This window comes from Arthrobacter sp. AOP36-F1-5 (assembly GCF_058137995.1).
Genome location: NZ_CM176892.1, coordinates 3260731 through 3276219, shown reverse-complemented (window position 1 = coordinate 3276219; position 15489 = coordinate 3260731). Strand labels below are relative to the sequence as shown.

Below are 15489 nucleotides of genomic sequence, written 5' to 3'. Positions count from 1 at the left end.
GGGGTGCCGGGCAGTGTCCGGCGTCGGTCCACCAGCCTAACCCGCGGTGTTGGAGGGCGGTTCTAGAGCAGCATGACCAGCGCGATCACCAGAACCGACAGGGTCGTGATCATGCCGATGAGCGCCGGCCACGGGTTCCTGGGGCCGGCTTGCGGGTCATGGGATTCCCGCAGGCCGGGTGCGCTCGGGTTTCCGCCGAGCAGCGGGGTGCTATCGGCCGGGGGAACGGTGGGGCGTGCGTCGTGCTCCATGGTGGCGGCTCCTCTCAGGGGCGTCAGGAGACCAGTTTAACCCCCGGTGTTGGTCGGTGTGCGCTTGAACAGGCGCGAGAGCCAGCCGCCGGATGCCGAGGAATCCTTGGGGGCGTTCGGATCGCAGGAACACCGGTCCGCCCGGGGGACGTTCGCCATGACCTGCTGGACGTGCTGACCGCATCCGGCCCACGTCGTCTTCTGGCATTTGCGGCATTTTACGGCTCGGCACATGGGTTTCTCCTGGTTTCGGTGACATCACGAGCAGGATTCGTCCTGCTGCAACCTACTGTGACACATACCCCCGGGGGTATCAAAGTCAGGGCATGGGGCGCCGTCCAACGAGTTAGGCCAGCGAGAGGAAGAGGCGCTCCAGTTCCTTCTTGTCCATCGAGTTGTCCTCGCTGGCCAGGCACTGCTCCAGTCCGGTGGCAATGATCGCAAAGCCGGCCCGGTCCAGTGCCTTGGAGACCGCCGAGAGCTGGGTGACGACATCCTTGCACTCCCGTCCCTCCTCGATCATCCGGGTGACGGCCGAGAGCTGGCCCTGGGCGCGCTTGAGTCGATTGATGACCGGAGTGAGTTCGGCGGTGTCGAGTTGCATGTCTGCTCCTTGTGATGATTGGCGTTGTCCCATCATACCCCCCTGGGTGTTTTTGCATACCCTGGGGGGTATATGCCAGACTGCTGGGGAACCACTGATCCGACAGGAAGAAGCAGACGTGTCCCTTGCAACACCCGCCGTCACCGATCTCGATGCGCAGACGGTCCGCAACTGGATCGACGAGCAGCAGGACGTGAAGATCATCGACGTCCGCTCCGCCGCCGAATTCGAGACCATGCACATTCGTGGCTCCTATAACGTGCCGCTTCCGTTGCTTTCCGAGCACACCGCCGAACTGGCCGAACGACTCGACGGCCGCGTGGTGCTGGTCTGCCAGTCGGGGGTCCGTGCCGACCAGGCGCGCACCCGCCTCGACGGCGTCGGGGTCGACCATGCCCAGGTGCTCGATGGCGGGGTGCCCGCTTTTGCCGCCGCCGGGGGCGACGTCGTCCGTGGCGTCCAGCGCTGGGATCTCGAGCGTCAGGTACGCCTGGTGGCTGGATCCCTGGTCGTCGCCGGCCTGCTGGCCGGGAAGTTCCTCTCACCCAGGCTCCGGCTGCTTTCCGGAGCGATCGGCACCGGGCTGACCGTCTCGGCGGCCACCAACACCTGCGCCATGGGCCAGGCGCTGTCCAAGATGCCATGGAACCAGGGGGCGACCTGCCCGGCGCCTCGTGCGGTGATCGGCCAGATCCCGCGTTCGAACCACTGATTTCCACCCCTGACCCCAACGGAGCCACCATGCCTGAAACCACGATCACCGAAACCGACCAACGCCGCAGGACCGAACAGGTCCTCGATGTCCGCGAGGACTTCGAAACCGCCGAAGGAATGATCCCCGGCGCCGTGCACATCCCGATGGGACAACTGAACGAACGCGTGGAGGAGCTTGATGCCAACCGCCCCGTGATCGTGGTCTGCCGCAGCGGAAACCGCAGTGCCCAGGTGGCCGATGCGCTCAACGCCGCCGGCTACACGGCGGACACCATGGCCGGCGGCATGTCCGCCTGGCAGGGCGCCGGCCTGCCCACCGCCTAGCCCGAGGGCCCCCGCCTTCCTCCGACTTCCGATAAGGACCCTGCCATGACGCTGACCCTCCTGTTGACACTCGTCCTTTCGGTGCTGATCGGACTCTCCCTCGGCCTGCTCGGCGGGGGTGGCTCCATCCTCACCGTTCCGATCCTGACCTATGTCGCAGGAATGAATCCCAAGGAGGCCATCGCCGCCTCGTTGTTCGTGGTGGGGGCCACCTCGGCGGTCAGTGCCGTGAGTCATGCCCGCAACGGCCGGGTGAAGTGGCGCACCGGCCTGGTTTTCGGGGCCGCCGGCATGGCGGGGGCCTTCGGCGGCGGACTGCTGGGCGGACATATCCCCGGAACGGTGCTCATGATCGCCTTCGCGCTGATGATGGTTGCCACGTCGATGGCCATGATCCGTGGCCGCAAGGGCGGAGGTGCGCAGGTGCACGACGGCGATCTTCCGCTGGGCAAGGTCATCCTCGAAGGCCTGGTCGTCGGCCTGTTCACCGGGCTCGTCGGTGCCGGCGGCGGATTCCTTGTTGTTCCCGCGCTGGCGCTGATGGGCGGGCTGTCCATGCCCGTGGCCGTCGGCACCTCATTGGTGGTCATCGCCCTGAAGTCCTTCGCCGGACTGGGCGGGTACCTGACCACCATCTCCCTGGACTGGGCCCTGGTGTCGGGGGTGACTGCCGCAGCGATCCTGGGTTCACTGGTCGGTTCGCGGCTGGCCGGCAGGATCCCCGAAAACGCGTTGCGCAAGGGATTTGGGGTGTTCGTCCTGGCCATGGGCGTGTTCGTCCTGGTCCAGGAGCTACCGGCCCCGGCCAACCTGGTGGTCGGCATTCTCGGGGTCGTACTGGCGGTGGCCGCGGTGGCCTGCAGGTACCTCATTCCCTCGTGCAAGGCCCGCTTCCTCGCCTCCAACGAAGAGCCCGTCATCACGACCTCCCGCTAACTATTCGACGGAACCACCGTCACCACGAAAAGGAGTCAACATGTCCACCATCGACCTGACCGAAAAGAACTTCGAGAAAACCCTGCAAGAGAACCCCATCGTCCTGGTGGACTTCTGGGCGGCCTGGTGCGGACCGTGTCGTTCGTTCGCCCCCACCTACGAGAAGTCCTCGAACAACCATGCCGACGTACTCTTTGGAAAGGTCGACACGGAGGCCGAACAAGCCCTGTCGGCGTCCGCGGGCATCAGCTCCATCCCGACACTGATGGCCTTCCGTGATGGCATCCTCGTATTCAGTCAGCCGGGTGCCCTGCCAGGGAAGGAGCTGGAAAAGGTCATCGAAGCCGTGAAGGAACTCGATATGGATACCGTCCGCTCCCAACTGGAGCAGCAGGGTCAGCAAGCCTGAAACCCGGGCCGCTGAAGCGGCTCTCGCCGAACCGCCTGACACCGACCGAAGGGAAGTCCCGCATGAAGAAAAAGTCCGGCGCGAGGATCCCCGTGTTGGGGTTGCGGGCGAATGCCCCGCAGTTCGTGCTGCTCGTGGCGGTCAACGCCCTCGTCGGTGGAATGGTGGGCCAGCAGCAAACGGTGCTGCCCCTGCTCGCCGGCGCCGAGTTCGGCCTCTCCGGGTACACGTTCATCTTTTCCTATGTCGCGGCCTTCGGCATCGCCAAGGCCGTCAGCAACTGGTTCGCCGGAACGCTCTCGGACCGTCACGGGCGCAAACCAGTACTGATGATAGGTTGGCTTTTCGCCGTCCCGGTCCCCTTGATGCTCATCCTGGCTCCCAGCTGGGGATGGGTCGTGGCCGCGAATATCCTGTTGGGCGTCAACCAGGGCCTGACCTGGTCCACCACCGTGGTGATGAAGATCGACCTGATCGGACCGAACCGGCGAGGCCTGGCGATGGGGTTCAACGAAGCGGCGGGATACGGTGCCGTGGCCATCACCTCCCTGCTGACCGGGCATCTGGCCGAACAATTCGGTTTGCGTCCCGCCCCGTTCCTCCTCGGGATCGCCTATACGGCCCTCGGGCTCGTGCTCACCGGCCTGTTCGTCCGTGAAACCAAGGGCCACGCCCGGTTGGAAGCAGAACAACAGGCGACGGCACGGTCTGCGGGCCCCACCCGGGCGGACGCGCAGCTGGACAACCGGCGGATCGCCGAGCTGACCAGCTTCAAGGACCCCTCACTCTCCTCGGCCAGCTGGGCGGGGTTGGTGAACAACCTGAACTTCGGGCTCTCCTGGGGCGTCTTCCCCCTACTGTTCGCCACGGCTCACCTCAGCGACGGGCGGATCGGACTCCTCTTCGCCATCTACCCGGGCGTCTGGGGCCTTGGGCAGCTAGTCACCGGAGCACTGTCCGACCGGATCGGGCGCAAACAGCTGGTGGTCTGGGGGATGGCCGTCCAAGGAGTTGCGCTCGCCGTCATCGCCGCCGGAGACGGGTTCGGCATCTGGGCGGCAGCGGCCGCGCTGCTGGGGGTCGGAACCGCGATGGTCTACCCCACGCTGCTGGCCGTTGTCGGGGACGTTGCCCATCCAGCCTGGAGGGGGAGGGCCGTGGGGGTCTACCGGGTCTGGCGTGATGCGGGCTACGCGGTGGGTGCAATCGCGGGAGGCCTGGTGGCCGACGCCCTGGGCTTGCAGGCCGCGGTCGTCATGGCAGCGATCCTGAGCGTACTCACGGCGATCGTCGTCGCCGCCCGGCTGAAGGAAACCCATCACCCCATCCCCGCCTGAAACACCCCTACGCACTACTAAAACAGTTTCGACGCCGGGGACCCATTGGTTGAGAAATACCCCCGGGTGTATTATTGTCGTCATGAAACCAATACCCCCCGGGGTATCGAATCACGCGAAGGAGATCGCATGCTACTCGAGCGCATTTACGACCAAGATCTGGCGCAGGCAAGTTACTTCATCGGCTGTCAGCGCAACGGCGAGGCCGTGGTGGTCGACGCCCGCCGGGACATCCAGACCTATTTGGACCTTGCGGCGGAAAACGGCATGCGCATCGTCGCGGTGACCGAAACCCACATCCACGCCGACTACCTCTCAGGTACCCGTGAACTGGCCGCTGCCACCGGGGCCGAAATGTATGTTTCCGGCGAAGGTGGCCCCGACTGGCAATATGACTTCGAGGCCAACCGGCTCTACGACGGCGATGACATCACCGTCGGGAACATCAAGCTCACCGCCTCCCATACCCCCGGGCATACCCCGGAGCACCTCTCGTTCCTGGTGACCGACGGGGCCTTCTCCGATCAGCCCGGCTTCATGCTCTCCGGGGACTTCGTCTTCGTCGGGGACCTCGGCCGGCCGGATCTGCTCGACGAGGCAGCCGGAGGAGTGGATACCCGGTTCGAAGGGGCCAGCCTCATCTTCACGAGCCTGCGCGAGAAGTTCCTGGCCCTACCGGATTACGTCCAGGTCCTGCCGGCCCATGGTTCGGGCAGCGCCTGCGGCAAGGCCCTCGGTGCGGTCCCGGCGACCACCGTCGGGTATGAGCGCCTCTACTCCTGGTGGGGACCGTACATTGCCGCTAATGACGAGCAGGGTTTCGTTCACGAGCTGCTCAACGGCCAGCCCGATGCCCATGCCTACTTCGGTCGGATGAAGCGGGAAAACCGAGATGGCCCGGCGATGCTGGGCGAACGCCCCGCCCTGGAGGAGCTCTCCACCGACGACGTTCGCCGCGATCTCGAACTGGACACGGTGAGCTTCGTCGATACCCGATCACACCACGAGGTGCACCAGGGCACGGTGGACCACTCGCTGAACATCCCCGCTGGTCAGAAGATTGCCAGCTATGGCGCCTGGGCGGTGGACCCGGAGACCGATGAGCGTCCACTGGTTCTGCTGGCGGACACCCAGGATCAAGCCCAGGAGATGTGGGACCACCTGGTGCGGGTCGGGATCGACCGGGTCGCCGGTTACGTCACCGGCCTGGAGGGGCTGCCGATGCATACCCCGGCGCTGCTCCAGCCAGAGGAACTCGAGGGCTTCGACGCGGCACTCGTGCTCGATGTGCGCAATAAGACCGAACACGCGGAGGGCCACATCCCCGGCTCCGAACAGCTCAGTGGCGGGCGCGTCCTGTGGCACCAGGACGAGCTGCCGACCTCGGGCACCATCGTGACCTACTGCCAGAGCGGGGTGCGTAACTCGGTCGCCGCCAGCGCCCTGCGCCGTGCCGGTCACGACGTCATCGAGCTCGACGGCAGCTATGCCGGCTGGGAGGCATGGAAGGGAGCATGCCAGGCAGTGAATGCCTAGGCTCATTCCCTGACGAAAGGAGGCGGCCCCCCACTGCGGGGCCGCCTCCTTTGCGTGCGTGCAGCGTCCGACCCTTGACTATGCTGAACCGTTGTTTAGTATCTTAAACATGCGTTCAATTGATGGTGATGTCACGACCCGGGCCAGGATCCGCGATGCCGCGATCACCCTCTTCGGTCGGCACGGCTTCTCCCGGACCACGGTGCGCGACATCGCCTCCGCCGCCGAGGTCTCCCCAGGGCTGGTCATCCACTATTTCGGCACCAAGGAGGGGCTGCGCCGGGCCTGCGATACCCACGTGTTGGAAACGGCCCATGAATCGGCCACCGCCAAGTCCCAAGACCCCGCCAAGCTGCGTGACGCACTGACCGAATATCTGGCCAACCCCGCTGCATATGAACGTGAGCTCGCCTATATCCGACGAGCGGTGGTGGAGGATTCGGAGGCAGGGGACTCCCTCTTCGACGCCTACTTCTCCCTGACTCTGCAGATCCTCCAGGACGGCGCCCGGGCCGGGACTATGCGCCAGGTCGGGGACCCCGAAGCCACTGCCGCCCTGATGGTCACCCAGTCGTTGGGCCTGCTGGTCCTGGGTCGCCATGTCGCCCGTGGTTTGGGCCAGCAGGGGTTCGGTGTGGAAGCCATCGACCGACTCGCGGTCCCCGCCGTCGACCTTTATACGCATCCGTTGTATACGGACTCCGCATTCCTTGACGCTACGCGGGAAGCCGCCACCACGCTCGAAGAAAAGGACGGTCATGGGCCACGCCATTGAAGTCACTGGACTGCACAAGAGCTACGGAAACAACGAGGTCCTGCACGGTATCGACTTCGCCGTCCCGCGCGGATCCGTGTTCGGGGTCATCGGGCCCAACGGCGCCGGAAAGACCACGCTGATGCGTTGCCTGCTGGACATCATCCGGCCCAGCGCCGGACACCTCGGTGTCCTCGGCGTCCCACCGCGCCAGGCCGGTCCGGACCTCCGACGACGCATCGGCTACCTGCCCGGGGAACTGATCCTCGAGGGCAGGACCACCGGACGGCGGCTATTGCGCCACTTCGAGGACATCAGCGGGCCCGTCGCCTCCGGCCGGGTCGAGGGGCTGGCGGAACGCCTCGGGCTCGACCTGGATCGGCAGACCCGTCGGCTGTCCAAGGGCAATAAGCAGAAGCTCGGGATCATCCAGGCCTTCATGCACGAACCCGAACTGCTCATCCTCGATGAACCCACCAGCGGACTGGACCCGCTGATGCAACAAGAATTCCTGTCCTTGGTCGCCGAAGCACGCGAAGCCGGGCAAACGGTCTTCCTCTCCTCGCACGTCATCAGCGAGATCCAACAGGCGGCAGACACCGTGGCGATCCTGCGCGAAGGAGCCATTGCCACGACCTCCACGGTCGCCGAACTACGCGAGGGAGCCACCAGCCGCCTGCGCATCCAAACCCCGCTGCCCGTCGACCAGGTGCGGGGGCTATTGGGGGCGCTGGAAGGCCTCGACGGGTTACGGCTGGAGCAGATGCAAGACGGCGACGGCCGGCCGGTGTGCCAGGCCTCGGCGACGTGGTCCGGTCCGGTGGCTGAGCTGGTGGACCTCCTGCCCCGGCTGCGGCCCGTGGACCTGGCCGTGGAGGAACCGGATCTGGAAGAGGTGGTCTTGGGGTTGTACCGGACCCCGGGAACCACCGACGGGCACCACGGCGCCGGAAGGACCACCTCATGAGCGCCACCGCCCTGCACCGCGGCCGGCAAAGCCGTCCGCGAGTCCTTCCGCTCTTCTCCAAGGCGCTCATCGATGCGAAGGCCTCGATGCTCATCTGGGCGCTGGCCATGCTGGCGGTGATGGGCCTGTATCTGCCGCTCTACCCGTCCATCGGGGGCAGCGAGCAGATGAAGCAAATGATCCAGTCCCTGCCCCCCGAACTCGTCGACGCGTTGAACTACGGCCAGATCACCAGCGGACCGGGCTACACCCAGGCGACCGTCTTCGGCCTGATCGGCTTCCTGCTGATGACGATCATGGCCGTCGGCGCCGGGGCGGCTGCCATTGGTGGGGATGAGGAATCGGGCCTGCTCGAACTCACCCTGGCCCACGGCGTGACCCGCAGCCAGCTGGTCCTCGAACGGGCCGCGGCGCTGGTCATGAGGATCCTGCTCCTGCACCTGTTCATCCTGGCCGTGCTGCTGATCCTCAAGGGGCCCTCGGAACTGGGGATCGACGCCGGCCATGCCGTGGCAGGGGTGCTGATGTTCGCCCTGCTGGTGTTCTTCAACGGCTCCTTCGCCTTATTGGGCGGGGCTATCGGGGGGCGGCGGATCCACGGGATCGGCGTCGGAGCCGTGGTGGCGGTGCTGGGATACGCCTTCAACGCCATCGGCAACCAGAATCCGGAACTGGAATGGTTGCACGGGCTGTCGCCCTACTACTGGGCCTACGGACAATCCCCGCTGGTGAGCGGGGTGGATGTCCCGGCGGCCCTCCTGCTGGCAGGGGTGGGTCTGGTGTGCATCGGGCTCTCGGTGCTGGCATTGAACCGCCGGGACATCCGTGGGGCGTGACTAGCCCCGCGTCGGATCGGTGGGCTGCCGGTGGCCCTGTGGAGGGTACTGCCCCGCGGGATCGCCGGCCGGGGCGCCGGGGTAGCCGACCGCGGAGCCTGGATGCCCGGTGGGTGCCCCGAGCATGGCCGCGCCGGCTGCCGCTCCGCCATCCGCGTCGAAACGGGCGCCGGCGGGGGGCCGAGGGCATGAGCAGGAGGATGAAGAGGAGCAGCCCCGCCGAAGAAAGGGATCAGGGTGAGCAGGTACAACAGCCCGCTGAAGTTCCCATCATGCAGCCGACGCACGCAGAGCGCGATGTTCGGGACGAAGGTCCCCAGCCAGTAGACAGTGAGCAGCAGGAGCGGGAAGGCGGCGCCGAGCCCCATCTCGCCGGTCACCGGGTCCATGCCACCGACCCCGAGAACGATGAACACGGCGAAGAGGACGAGATAGACGATGCTGTTGAAGAGGCAGAACCACCAGTACTCACTCCGGCTCGCTCGACCACTGAAGGTTGCATATTTGCCGAAGAAGCGCTTCACGGATTGATAGAAATCCGCGCCGTAGAGCGGCTGCTCCACCGGGACCTCCCCGAAGGTGACGGTGCGCCCCGAGGGGTTGCTTTACGGGGCGACGGATCCCGCGGGGCCGCCGTAGGGGTTGGGGTAACCAGCGCTCAAGGGGTTCTCCGGGGGAGTCGAGGCCAGGCGGTGTGCGCTGGCGTGCGGGGCCGATGCCCCGGCGGCGGACCGCCGGGACATCGCCGGGGCTTGGCTAGCCCTGGGTCGGGTCGGTGGGCTGCTGGTAGCCCTGTGGGGGGTTCTGGCCCGCGAAACCGCCGCCGGCAGCCGGTGCTCCCGGGTACCCGGCAGAGGTGCCAAAGGCGTTCCCGTAGGCTGCCGCGCCGCCATCGGCGTCGAAACGAGCACCTTCGGGGACGGAGGGCATGATCATGAGGACGAGGACCACGAGCCCACCGAGAATCGGCACCAGGATCAGCAGGTACAGGAATCCGCTGAAGTTGCCGTCGTGCAGGCGGCGGACGCTCAGGGCGATGGACGGGATGATGATGGCCAACCCATAGAGCCCGATCACCAAGGAGGGGATGGCCCCGCCGGCACCCATTTCACCGGTGACGGGGTCGGAGCCGGCCAGTCCGAATCCGATCGCCAAGCCGTAGAACACGGTGTAGACGATGGCGTTGAAAAGCGCGAAGAACCAGAACTCGCTGCGGCTGGCCCGACCCGAGAAGGTCGCATACTTCTTGAAGAAGCGCTTGATGGCCTGGCCGAAGCTGGCCCCGTAGAGCGGCTGGTCCAAGGGAGCCTCACCATGGGTGGGCATGGTGACCCCTCCGGGGTTGCCATAGGGGTTGGGGGTGCTGCTGCTCAAAATTTCCTCCATCGAAAGTATTTCGGGTGATCGGGAGTAGTCTTCCAGATGGAGCCTTGACATGCGATGGGGAGGACTCCCCATGTCGCGTCGTGTCTGCCCTTGGTGTGGGGTAGGCCCCCGGAGCCACCCCGACTAGCTCGAGGCCGCCGGGGCAACCGGCTACCTCTAGCTCGGTGGCATCGGAGGATTGCCCGCCTACACCTTGTGGTTCAGGGGGACCTCTGGAGGCTGCCGGCCACCGCCACTGCCCTGCTGACGGCTCCCGCCGCCGGCAGTGGCAGGCCTGGGCGCACTGGTCCTCGGGGAAGACCCCGATCCACGACAGCTCAGCGGTTTCAACTTGGCCATCACGGTGCCGGGAGCCGGACAGTTGTCACTGGACCGTCGAACTAGACAGAAGCTCACTTCATGAACATCAAGAGATCGCTGCTTCATGGATCGTGACTGGACACCAGGAGCCGCAGCCCCAGGGACAACACCGTGCAATTCGGCAGGTACAGCCGGTTCGGAGGTCCTGTTGGGAGTCGGCTGCTGGCCGCCTTCTAGGAGTTGACCCGCAGGGTCGTGGTCACCGGGGTCGGGTTCGTGAAGACGTCCAATACCGGGCAGTGGGCGTCGACGGCCGCCTGGAGTTCGGCATAGCGTTCCTCGGTGGCCGGACCCGAGACGTCCACGGTCAGCCGCACATCACCGAATCCCGGGCGGACCTTGTCCTCGATGCCGAACAGGCCGCGCACATCCAGGTCGGCGTCCGCCGAGATGTCCAGCGAGTCGATCGTGATGCCCAGCTGGTGAGCATAGAGGCGGTAGACCACCACCTGGCAGGAGATCAACGCCCCGAGGGCGTATTCGACGGGGCTGGCGGCGACGTCGTCCCCGGCCAATGCCGCCGGTTCGTCGACGGTGAATTCGTGGCGTCCGGCGCGGATGGTCGAACCGACCGAGCCCACCGGGTCGGCCGTCGCGCGGAACTGCAGCGATGCGCTGGCAGTGTTCTGACCGATCCGTTCCGCCCAGGCGGATCCCGCGGAATCGAGGCGTTCGGCGCGGTTGGAAATGCTGGTTTCTGCAAGGGTCTGGGTCATGGCGTTCCTTCGCTGTCATGGCGAGCGTGGCGCTGCGCCATACTTACGCCTCCCGGTCGGGACGGCGTCGAATCGTCACCTGGGGCACCCCACTATGGCGAAGGGGGTTGCCGTCCAACCGGCCAGGGCCTCAGGTTGGATCTCTTGATTCTTGGGTTCGATTCTGCTGGCGGGAACGCCGATCGGGCAAACGCGTCGCGTCATCCGGAGACATACGCCGGGTCATCCGCGGGTGGAGAGCCCGCCATCCCCGCAGCAGGATTCCCCTCGCCAGGGGGTATCCCAGCGGTTATCGTGGGGCCATGAGCGGATACCGGCGCCCGGAGTTCACCCCGGAGATCCATCGCGATGGACAGGGCGCCCCGATCGCCTACGGCCATCGGTGGGAAGGGATGTCTCCGCCTTCGCGCGCCTACTCCACGGTGGGCCATCGACACCGGTTCGCTCCCTTGCATGAGGTCGCTGATGCCCAGCTCGACTGGCTGTTGGACGCCTTTGACGTCGTCGCCGAACGGGACCCGGAGGTTGCTTCCGATCTGCTGTTCCCCTCGGAGGACGTCGTCCACGCGGTCCGGGTCGTCCCGTCCAACCTGCTCGCGGCCCCGCTGACCTTCGTCTTCACCGGGTTCCCGGGGATCTTCCTGCACGCTGGCGCCCTCTACGACGCCCACTATCCGGTATGCGGTTGCGATGCCTGCGATGACGATGTCCAGGAGCTGTTGGAAAACCTTGAATCCGTGGTGCGAGCCGTCGTCTCAGGCGGCTATTTTGAACGAATTAATCCCAACGACGACCAATCTGTCGATTATCGGCTGGCCGAGCCGGGCCGGTGGGAAGAAGCCGGGTGCATCCATGCCGAGGATGTGCCCGAGGGAAGGATGGAGGTGGCAGAAGCCATGCTCCCTTCCGATGGGCACTGGCGGCCGTGGCCGGAAGCGGTGCGAGACGCGGCTGGTGCGGCAGGGGGCTGACAAACCGTGTGCCCGTGGCGGTTCCGTCGTGATCTTCCATCAGGGCCGGCGGGCGTCAACACTGCGCGGGATGATGGCCACGTGCTTCCTGGCCGACATCGAAACACAAGAACCGCAGGCACTCATGGCGCGAATCACCGGCAACCATAAGCGCGGAAATGAACGCGTTGCACGGAAGCATCCGCGCAATCAGGGCCGCTAATTAGTCCACGGGCCCGGCGCTGAGATGGCGGTTCCGCTCCTCGATGAGCTTCTGCAGATAACGGGCCAGGAAGAGCTTCTCTGCCAAACGACCGAGAGGGCCGAACGGTGCGGCGAAATCGACGCGGTCAACCATGGTTGTTCCCCCCGACTCCTGGCTGAACTCATGGATATGACGAAACCAGCGGAACGGGCCCTTGACCTGTTCGTCGATGAAGGAGTGCGGTGCTTCCATCTGCATGATGCGGCTGGTCATCTTCAGGGGGACGCCAAAGTGCCAAGCCCGCCATGTCACGTTCTCACCGAGTGAGATGAGGCCGGAAGTGACACCGGCGATGGCCTCCTCCCGGGACTTCGCCAGCGATTGTTGATGGGTGTCGATGTTCCGGGCCAGATCGAATAAGTGTTCCTGAGGGATGGTGGTCCACGTCGTGCACTGGAAGGAAACGCTCATGGGCAGAGTCTCTCAGGTGTTGCCCGCCTCTCGAAAGGTCGGCGAATACGCGGTACGGTGCGCGTATGCGCTTCTCCACCCAGCAACGCCTCCTGATTGCCGCCTACTGCGCCATGATCCTCGTGGGTCTACTGCTGTTGGTCTTCGGGCTCTTCGGGGAATCCTGGTGGCTGCCCGTGATCGGCGCGCTCATCGTCGCAGGCTCCGGATTCACGCTCTCCGTATGGGTGCGGGAGTTTCGGCGTCAAGACACCCTGAAGAACCGGGCCTGAGGGTTGTTCCACGGGAGACGGTGAATCCGTAGTCTGTAGGCGTGAACAGAACAGCGACTCCCTTCCTCGTCATCGGTGGCCTCGGCATGCTGCTCGGTGGTCTCTTCTCCGCCATCAGTGCCGCCTCCCCGTCCTATTTGGCCGCCTGGGCGGTCGCCTATCTGGTGCTGGTGGTCGGTGTCGCGCAAGTGGTGCTGGGCCTGGGCCAGGCCCGGTTGGCCGTAAAAACCCCGTCGGAGGGCTTCGTTTCGGCCGAAGTCTTGACGTACAACCTCGCCAATATCGCCGTACTGGGTGGCTCGATGTTCTCCCTGACGTTGCTGACGTGGATTGGTGCGGGGCTGATCGTCGTCGCCATGGGCCTGTTCATCTGGGCGGCCCGCGGTGCTGCCTCGGAACAGCGGTGGTGGCTTTATGGATACCGGGCGATGATCGTGATCATCCTGGTATCGGCCCCCATCGGCATCATCCTGGCGAATTCGCGCATGGGCTGAAGGCGGCCGGCAACGGCCGCGCCGGCGAATGGCCGGCGCGGACACTGCGACTACTGCGCGACGGCCCGGCCCAGCGGGGCCGGGTCGACGACGTCGTGGGCCTCGAAGTAATCCAGGGCAGCGACCAGGTCGCTTTGGCCCGAGTCGGTCGCGTTTGCCCCCTCGGCCAACGTGGTGAAGTTGTCACCACCGGCGGCAAGGAACGAGTTCATAACCACCTTGAACACGTCGTCGTCGGCAATGGCCGCACCGTCGAAGGTCATCGAGGTGATGTGTGAGCCGCGGGCCGCATCCTCCGTGTAGGTGTAGTCCAGGCCTTCGGAGATCCCCAGATGCAGCTTGGGCCGGCTGGAGCCATCGGGCTGCCACTGTTCTTCCAGCACGGTCTTCAACTGAGCCCCGGTGAGGTCCTCGGTCCACAAGGTGTTGCCGAATGGTTGGACGTTGGCCACGTCCTTATATGTGACGGTCCCGTTCGTGCCATACAGCAGGTCGGCCCGCAGGCCTCCCGGGTTCATCAGGGCGATCTGTGCCGGTTCGCCGCCGAAATCCTCGTTGGAGGTCGCCCACAGTTGCATATCCGCCACGAGATTACCCATCGAGGATTCGACGCCGCGGTCGGCCCCCGGCTCGTTCCCGCCGCGCAGGATGTCGGCGCTGATCCGGCCCACCTGTTCTGCGCCGACGATCTCTGCTTGTTCGGCCGCCTTCTTCACGACCCGTGCCACGCGCCGATCCGCTGGGAAGGCAGGAACCGTCTCGCCGGCGTGGTTCGTTTTCGTCAGCTCCACCAGTGAACCCGAGAGGGCGACCGGCTTCTTGGAACGACGGTCCACGGTGATCTTCACCCGGTCCAGAGTGGTGCCGTATTCATGGGCCTGGACCACCGGGCGCTTCATCGAGGACGACCACCCCTCCACCGGGAAAGAGCAGGCGTATTCCTGGTGGGTATGGCCGGAGAAGATGGCGTCGACGTCGGCCGATGCCCCGCGGACGAGCTCCCCATAGGCGGTGTCCTCGTCGGCGATCGCCGAGCAGTCGGTGCTGGCAGACCCCTCATGGGCCAGCAGAACGATCACGTCCGCCTCACCATTGGACTTCTTGCCGTCGGAAAGCTGGGTCGAGACCCGGTTGACGGCCTCGAGCTGGTTACCGAAGTCGAGGCCGGCCACGCCGGAGGGGGTGACCAACGATTTGGTCTGTTCGGTGACGACGCCGATGAAGCCGACCGTGACGCCCTGGACCTTGCGCAGCGCATATTCCTTCAACGCTGGCTGGTGGGTGCCCTCATGGTAGACGTTGGCGCCCAGTGCGTAGTCGGCCCCGGCGTTCCTGTTGTGCTTTCCGTAGCGCGGGATGACCCGGTTCTTCAGGTCGTCGATGCCGCGGTCGAATTCGTGGTTTCCCACAGAGGAGACATCCAGCCCGGCAGTGCGTAGTGCGTCGATGGTGGGGGTGTCGTCCTGGGAGAAGGAAGTGAACGTCGAGGCGCCAATGTTGTCGCCCGCGGAGACGAACAGTGTGTTGTGCTTCTTCTTGCCGGACAACTCCTTGACGGCTCCCGCCACCACCGCGGCGCCGGCCGAAGTGCCGCCCGCCTCGATCCGACCGTGGAAGTCATTGATGCCCAGCAACTGGATGGTGCTGGTTCCCGGCCGGTGGTGCCCAGATCCATGACCCCCGCCGTGATGACCCCCGCCAGGATGACCGCCATGGCCGTTGCCGTGGCCCCCGCCGTGGTGGCCTCCCGGCCCGCCACCGTGGTGGCTTCCGTGGCTGCCCCCCGCGGGGGCGGCGGCCTGGGCCGGCGCCACCAGGGTCGTGGCGGCCAATGCGAGGCCCGCGACGACGACGCCGGCTCTCTGGATCGAATGCGCGCGTGGCTTCATATCGAGACTCCCGAAGATGCGAAATGTGAGGTGCCACACACCCGTGGCGTACGGGCGATCCTACCGAGCGACAGGGGC

Annotated in this window: 19 protein-coding genes, 1 pseudogene and 1 riboswitch; of the genes and pseudogenes, 12 read left to right on the top strand and 8 right to left on the bottom strand. The window is 65.7% G+C overall.

Annotated elements, in window-relative coordinates:
* Positions 1-62: 62 nt before the first annotated feature.
* The 3 genes from AC3ZI9_RS15065 to AC3ZI9_RS15055 form a co-directional block, all read right to left on the bottom strand.
* Positions 63-251: a hypothetical protein gene (locus tag AC3ZI9_RS15065; protein WP_444553893.1), complete on the bottom strand. Its 189-nt coding sequence runs from the start codon at positions 249-251 to the stop codon at positions 63-65.
* Positions 252-287: 36 nt separating this feature from the next.
* Positions 288-485 (bottom strand): DUF8730 family Cys-rich protein, encoded by a 198-nt coding sequence (locus AC3ZI9_RS15060; RefSeq protein WP_444553892.1) that lies wholly within the window; start codon positions 483-485, stop codon positions 288-290.
* Positions 486-597: 112 nt separating this feature from the next.
* Positions 598-855, bottom strand: coding sequence for a metal-sensitive transcriptional regulator (locus tag AC3ZI9_RS15055; RefSeq protein WP_444553891.1), 258 nt, complete (start codon positions 853-855; stop codon positions 598-600).
* Positions 856-973: 118 nt separating this feature from the next.
* On the opposite strand from AC3ZI9_RS15055, the gene AC3ZI9_RS15050 reads away from it, so the two are divergent.
* The 9 genes from AC3ZI9_RS15050 to AC3ZI9_RS15010 all read left to right on the top strand — a co-directional run bounded on the left by AC3ZI9_RS15050 (position 974) and on the right by AC3ZI9_RS15010 (position 8668).
* Positions 974-1567 (top strand): rhodanese-like domain-containing protein, encoded by a 594-nt coding sequence (locus AC3ZI9_RS15050; protein ID WP_444553890.1) that lies wholly within the window; start codon positions 974-976, stop codon positions 1565-1567.
* 29 nt (positions 1568-1596) lie between these two features.
* Entirely contained in the window at positions 1597-1893 is a 297-nt protein-coding gene (locus tag AC3ZI9_RS15045; RefSeq protein ID WP_444553889.1) for a rhodanese-like domain-containing protein, read from the top strand.
* Between the two features lie 45 nt (positions 1894-1938).
* Positions 1939-2829, top strand: coding sequence for a sulfite exporter TauE/SafE family protein (locus AC3ZI9_RS15040; RefSeq protein WP_444553888.1), 891 nt, complete (start codon positions 1939-1941; stop codon positions 2827-2829).
* A gap of 40 nt (positions 2830-2869) precedes the next feature.
* Complete coding sequence (gene trxA / locus AC3ZI9_RS15035) at positions 2870-3238, top strand: thioredoxin (RefSeq protein WP_444553887.1); 369 nt, start codon at positions 2870-2872, stop codon at positions 3236-3238.
* 62 nt (positions 3239-3300) lie between these two features.
* Positions 3301-4575 (top strand): MFS transporter, encoded by a 1275-nt coding sequence (locus AC3ZI9_RS15030; RefSeq protein ID WP_444561134.1) that lies wholly within the window; start codon positions 3301-3303, stop codon positions 4573-4575.
* Between the two features lie 129 nt (positions 4576-4704).
* Entirely contained in the window at positions 4705-6111 is a 1407-nt protein-coding gene (locus AC3ZI9_RS15025; RefSeq protein ID WP_444553885.1) for an MBL fold metallo-hydrolase, read from the top strand.
* Positions 6112-6220: 109 nt separating this feature from the next.
* On the top strand, positions 6221-6886 hold the full coding sequence (locus tag AC3ZI9_RS15020) for a TetR/AcrR family transcriptional regulator (protein WP_444553884.1): 666 nt from the start codon (positions 6221-6223) through the stop codon (positions 6884-6886).
* Entirely contained in the window at positions 6870-7832 is a 963-nt protein-coding gene (locus AC3ZI9_RS15015) for an ABC transporter ATP-binding protein (RefSeq protein ID WP_444553883.1), read from the top strand. The genes AC3ZI9_RS15020 and AC3ZI9_RS15015 overlap by 17 nt, the downstream gene beginning before the upstream one ends.
* The gene (locus tag AC3ZI9_RS15010) at positions 7829-8668 is read left to right on the top strand and encodes an ABC transporter permease subunit (RefSeq protein WP_444553882.1); all 840 of its coding nucleotides are present in this window, start codon (positions 7829-7831) and stop codon (positions 8666-8668) included. Before AC3ZI9_RS15015 ends, AC3ZI9_RS15010 begins: the two co-directional genes overlap by 4 nt.
* 272 nt (positions 8669-8940) lie before the next feature.
* Here the strand turns inward: AC3ZI9_RS15010 and AC3ZI9_RS15005 are convergent.
* The 3 genes and pseudogenes from AC3ZI9_RS15005 to AC3ZI9_RS14995 form a co-directional block, all read right to left on the bottom strand.
* Positions 8941-9192: pseudogene (locus tag AC3ZI9_RS15005) on the bottom strand (DUF805 domain-containing protein); the annotation flags it as partial.
* 232 nt (positions 9193-9424) lie between these two features.
* Complete coding sequence (locus tag AC3ZI9_RS15000) at positions 9425-10042, bottom strand: DUF805 domain-containing protein (RefSeq protein WP_444553881.1); 618 nt, start codon at positions 10040-10042, stop codon at positions 9425-9427.
* A 545-nt stretch (positions 10043-10587) separates the two neighbouring features.
* Complete coding sequence (locus AC3ZI9_RS14995) at positions 10588-11130, bottom strand: OsmC family protein (protein ID WP_444553880.1); 543 nt, start codon at positions 11128-11130, stop codon at positions 10588-10590.
* Positions 11131-11164: 34 nt separating this feature from the next.
* Positions 11165-11280, bottom strand: a riboswitch (SAM riboswitch).
* 152 nt (positions 11281-11432) lie between these two features.
* On the opposite strand from AC3ZI9_RS14995, the gene AC3ZI9_RS14990 reads away from it, so the two are divergent.
* On the top strand, positions 11433-12101 hold the full coding sequence (locus AC3ZI9_RS14990; protein ID WP_444553879.1) for a DUF6226 family protein: 669 nt from the start codon (positions 11433-11435) through the stop codon (positions 12099-12101).
* Between the two features lie 202 nt (positions 12102-12303).
* Here the strand turns inward: AC3ZI9_RS14990 and AC3ZI9_RS14985 are convergent, their stop codons facing one another.
* The gene (locus AC3ZI9_RS14985; RefSeq protein WP_444553878.1) at positions 12304-12756 is read right to left on the bottom strand and encodes an SRPBCC family protein; all 453 of its coding nucleotides are present in this window, start codon (positions 12754-12756) and stop codon (positions 12304-12306) included.
* 65 nt (positions 12757-12821) lie between these two features.
* Here AC3ZI9_RS14985 and AC3ZI9_RS14980 point away from each other — a divergent pair, with 65 nt between their 5' ends.
* Entirely contained in the window at positions 12822-13028 is a 207-nt protein-coding gene (locus tag AC3ZI9_RS14980; protein ID WP_444553877.1) for a hypothetical protein, read from the top strand.
* 41 nt (positions 13029-13069) lie between these two features.
* Positions 13070-13522, top strand: coding sequence for a hypothetical protein (locus AC3ZI9_RS14975; protein WP_444553876.1), 453 nt, complete (start codon positions 13070-13072; stop codon positions 13520-13522).
* A 50-nt stretch (positions 13523-13572) separates the two neighbouring features.
* On the opposite strand, the gene AC3ZI9_RS14970 is transcribed toward AC3ZI9_RS14975, so the two are convergent.
* Positions 13573-15411 (bottom strand): bifunctional metallophosphatase/5'-nucleotidase, encoded by a 1839-nt coding sequence (locus AC3ZI9_RS14970; RefSeq protein ID WP_444561135.1) that lies wholly within the window; start codon positions 15409-15411, stop codon positions 13573-13575.
* Positions 15412-15489: the final 78 nt, after the last annotated feature.

Excerpts from the sequence above, each read along its gene's own strand:
- AC3ZI9_RS14985 (WP_444553878.1), bottom strand. The coding sequence starts at position 12,756 with ATGAGCGTTTCCTTCCAGTGCACGACGTGGACCACCATCCCTCAGGAA.
- AC3ZI9_RS15030 (WP_444561134.1), top strand. The coding sequence starts at position 3,301 with ATGAAGAAAAAGTCCGGCGCGAGGATCCCCGTGTTGGGGTTGCGGGCG.
- AC3ZI9_RS15055 (WP_444553891.1), bottom strand. The coding sequence starts at position 855 with ATGCAACTCGACACCGCCGAACTCACTCCGGTCATCAATCGACTCAAG.
- AC3ZI9_RS15015 (WP_444553883.1), top strand. The coding sequence starts at position 6,870 with ATGGGCCACGCCATTGAAGTCACTGGACTGCACAAGAGCTACGGAAAC.
- AC3ZI9_RS15065 (WP_444553893.1), bottom strand. The coding sequence starts at position 251 with ATGGAGCACGACGCACGCCCCACCGTTCCCCCGGCCGATAGCACCCCG.
- AC3ZI9_RS14995 (WP_444553880.1), bottom strand. The coding sequence starts at position 11,130 with ATGACCCAGACCCTTGCAGAAACCAGCATTTCCAACCGCGCCGAACGC.
- AC3ZI9_RS15010 (WP_444553882.1), top strand. The coding sequence starts at position 7,829 with ATGAGCGCCACCGCCCTGCACCGCGGCCGGCAAAGCCGTCCGCGAGTC.
- AC3ZI9_RS15045 (WP_444553889.1), top strand. The coding sequence starts at position 1,597 with ATGCCTGAAACCACGATCACCGAAACCGACCAACGCCGCAGGACCGAA.
- AC3ZI9_RS15040 (WP_444553888.1), top strand. The coding sequence starts at position 1,939 with ATGACGCTGACCCTCCTGTTGACACTCGTCCTTTCGGTGCTGATCGGA.
- AC3ZI9_RS14970 (WP_444561135.1), bottom strand. The coding sequence starts at position 15,411 with ATGAAGCCACGCGCGCATTCGATCCAGAGAGCCGGCGTCGTCGTCGCG.
- AC3ZI9_RS15025 (WP_444553885.1), top strand. The coding sequence starts at position 4,705 with ATGCTACTCGAGCGCATTTACGACCAAGATCTGGCGCAGGCAAGTTAC.
- AC3ZI9_RS14980 (WP_444553877.1), top strand. The coding sequence starts at position 12,822 with ATGCGCTTCTCCACCCAGCAACGCCTCCTGATTGCCGCCTACTGCGCC.
- trxA (WP_444553887.1), top strand. The coding sequence starts at position 2,870 with ATGTCCACCATCGACCTGACCGAAAAGAACTTCGAGAAAACCCTGCAA.
- AC3ZI9_RS14990 (WP_444553879.1), top strand. The coding sequence starts at position 11,433 with ATGAGCGGATACCGGCGCCCGGAGTTCACCCCGGAGATCCATCGCGAT.
- AC3ZI9_RS15060 (WP_444553892.1), bottom strand. The coding sequence starts at position 485 with ATGTGCCGAGCCGTAAAATGCCGCAAATGCCAGAAGACGACGTGGGCC.
- AC3ZI9_RS15020 (WP_444553884.1), top strand. The coding sequence starts at position 6,221 with ATGCGTTCAATTGATGGTGATGTCACGACCCGGGCCAGGATCCGCGAT.